This window comes from Armatimonadota bacterium, from assembly GCA_031081585.1.
Lineage (GTDB): Bacteria > Sysuimicrobiota > Sysuimicrobiia > Sysuimicrobiales > Humicultoraceae > Geohabitans > Geohabitans tengchongensis.
Genome location: JAVHLY010000030.1, coordinates 29721 through 32910, shown reverse-complemented (window position 1 = coordinate 32910; position 3190 = coordinate 29721). Strand labels below are relative to the sequence as shown.

The window sequence follows — 3190 nt, the reverse complement described above, 5'->3', positions numbered from 1 at the left end:
CGGATGTAGGCGATGATGTCGGCGCGCGTGATCGTCCCCACCAGGCGCCCGCGGTCGCGCACCGCCACCAGGGAGGCGTCGCGCTGGGTCATGAGAGCCAGCACCTCGCTTGCGCTCTGCCCTGCCCGCACGGTGGGGCAGCGGTCCTCCGCCGCCATCACCTCGGCCACCCGCACCTCGTCCCAGCGATCCCGCGGCACCTGACGGACGTCGTCCAGGGAGATGATCCCGCGCCACTCCCCGTCGGTGCGCACGCAGTACTCGTTGGCCCGCCCCCGCATCAGGTAGTCGTGCACGAACTCGGCCAGGGTGAGGTCGGCCGGCACCGCCGGGAGATCCTCGCGCATCAGGTCGCGCGCCTCCACCCCGCGCAGGGCGCGGCGGATGAGCACCTGCTGGTAGCCCTGCTGGGCGGCCTGGAGCAGGAACCACCCGATGAAGACCAGCCACAGCCCGCCTACGGCGTTCCCCCCGACGAGGCGGAAGAGCCCCCACCCCATCAGGAGGTAGGCGAACCCCTGGCCCACCAGGCTGGCCAGGCGCGTGGCGTTGGCCAGGCTGCCTGTGGCGTACCAGAGCGCCGCCCGGAAGATGCGGCCGCCGTCCAGCGGGAAGGCCGGGACGATGTTGAAGAGCAGGATGATCCCGTTGATCGCGGCCAGGTACTGGAAGAGCCGGACCACGCTCTCTCCCCACGCGGCGCGCACGCCGATCCAGGCCAGCAGCGCGAAGAGCGCGGCGATGCCGAGGCTGGCCAGCGGGCCGGCCACGGCCATGCGGAACTCCGCCCCCGGAGTGCGCGGCTCGCGCGTCATCTGGGCGACGCCGCCGAAGACGAAGAGCGTGATCCCCCGGATGGGCAGCCCCTCCCGCCGGGCCACCACGCTGTGGGCCAGCTCGTGCACCAGCAGCGCGGCGAAGAGCAGCACGGTGGCCGTCACCCCGAGCGCGACGGCCCCAAGCGGCGAGAGGCCGGGCAGCGCCTCGGGGAAATACCCCACGGAGAGGCTCCAGGCCACCAGGACGAACAGGATGAACCAGGTGTAGTGGATCTCGACGGGGATCCCCAGGACCCTGGCGATGCGCACGCTCCCGTCCATCGGTCTCCCTCCTCCCGGGTTCCCGCCTCCACTTTACCCCGGGCGGTGGCCGCCGTAGGGTGAGGAGGACCGGGCCGCCCCCATGGGACTGGACACCTATCGCCGGAAGCGCCGCTTCGAGCAGACCCCGGAACCGACGGGGGAGGTGCGCCCGTCGGCGGGGCCGCTGCGCTTCGTCGTGCAGGAGCACCACGCCACCCGCTTCCACCACGACGTCCGCCTGGAGATGGAGGGCGTGCTGCGCTCGTGGGCCGTCCCGAAGGGGGTCTCGCTGGACCCGGCCCACAAGCGGCTGGCCGTGCTGGTGGAGGACCACCCCCTCGACTACATCGACTTCGAAGGGGTGATCCCCGAGGGAAACTACGGCGCCGGGGTGGTCATGGTGTGGGACCGGGGCACCTACCGGTGCCTGGAGGGCGATCCCGCCGAAGCCTTCCGCCGCGGCAAGCTCACAGTGGTCCTGGAGGGGCAGAAGCTGCGCGGCGAGTTCCACCTGGTGCGGACGGGAGGACGGCGCCGCGCCCCCGACGGTGGGGCGCTCGGCGGCGAGAACGCGTGGCTGCTCTTCAAGGGCAAGGACGCCTTTGCCGTCCCCGGGTGGACGCTGCCGCAGCCGGCCCGGTCGGTGAAGAGCGGCCGCACCATCGAGGAGATCCGGACGGACCGCTCGGCGCAATGGACCACGACGCCCCTGGAGACGCCGGCGGCGCGGGCGGCCCCGGCCGACTCTCCCCACCGCCAGACGGCGGCAGCGCCTCCACCGGGCGAGGCCGAAAGCCTGCGCGCGCTGGGGCTCGACCGCCCGGGCCAGGATCCCTTTCCCGAGGGGCTCCTCCCCATGCTGGCCCGATTGCGCGACGAGCCCTTCGACGACCCCGCCTGGCTCTTCGAGGTGAAGTGGGACGGGGTGCGCGCGCTGGCCTACCTGCGCCGTCAGGGCGTCGAGCGGACGGTGCTCCTCCAGTCGCGCCGCCTCAACCCGCTCAACCGCCAGTACCCGGAGGTGGTCGAAGCGCTCCACGCCGCCGACCTGCCGGACGTCGTCCTCGACGGCGAGATCATCGCCCTCGACCCCCAGGGGCGTCCGAGCTTCCAGCGCCTCCAGCAGCGCCTCAACCTGCAGCGGCCCGAGGACGTGGCCGAGGCACGCCGCCGCGTCCCGGTGGTCTACGTCGTCTTCGACGTCCTCTACTACCACGGGCATGCGTTGCTGGCCCGGCCGCTGCGCGAGCGCCGCCAGGTCCTCCAGGCGGTCCTGCCCCCGGGGCCGGTGCTGTGGCGCTCCGAGGCCTTCCCGGGCGAGGGAGTGGCCTTCTACCGGGCCGCCCAGGCGCAGGGGCTGGAGGGCATCATGGGCAAGCGCCTCGACAGCCCGTACGAGCCGGGCCGGCGCAGCGGCGCCTGGGTGAAGATCAAGGTGCGGCGGACCCTCCAGGCGGTGGTGGGGGGCTACACGGCCGGCCGCGACGCCCGCCGCGCCACCTTCGGGGCGCTCCTGGTCGGGCTCTACGACGCGCGGGGGCGGCTGCAGTACATCGGGCACGTGGGCGGCGGGTTCACCGAGGCCGACCTCCGGGAGGTCCTGCGCCGCCTCACCCCGCTCGTGCGCCCCGACCCGCCCTTCGCCACGCGCCCCCTGGTGAACGAGCCGGCGACCTGGGTGGAGCCGGAGCTCGTCGTCGGCGTGGAGTTCACCGAGTGGACCGACGACGGCTACCTGCGCAACCCGGTCTTCACAGGCGTGGTCGAGGACGTCGTTCCGGCGTCGCTGCGCCTCGAGGAGGTCCGTCCGCCTCGGACCTCCGAGGCGCCGGTCGAGGCCGCTGCGGCCCCCGCGGGTGCAGCGGGCCGGGGCGCAGCAGGGGCCGACGCAGGGGCGGCAGGGTCAGAGGCGGGCGCGGTCGCGGCCGAGCTGGCGCGCCTCGACCTGCCCGTGACCTTCACCAACCTGGACAAGGTCTTCTGGCCCGAGCTCGGCCTGACCAAGGGGGACCTGATCCGCTACTACCTCCAGGTCCACCGGTGGATCCTGCCGCACCTGCGCGACCGGCCGCTGACGCTGCGCCGCTTCCCCGACGGGATCGAGGGCG

Annotated in this window: 2 protein-coding genes; one reads left to right on the top strand and one right to left on the bottom strand. The window is 73.6% G+C overall.

Features of this window, described 5'->3' with window-relative positions; all coding sequences use genetic code 11:
• Positions 1-1100 (bottom strand): site-2 protease family protein (locus RB146_11585; protein MDQ7829611.1); only part of this gene is annotated, 1100 nt, incomplete at its 3' end.
• Positions 1101-1182: 82 nt separating this feature from the next.
• Here RB146_11585 and ligD point away from each other — a divergent pair.
• A partial coding sequence (gene ligD, locus RB146_11580; protein MDQ7829610.1) for a non-homologous end-joining DNA ligase occupies positions 1183-3190 on the top strand: 2008 nt, incomplete at its 3' end.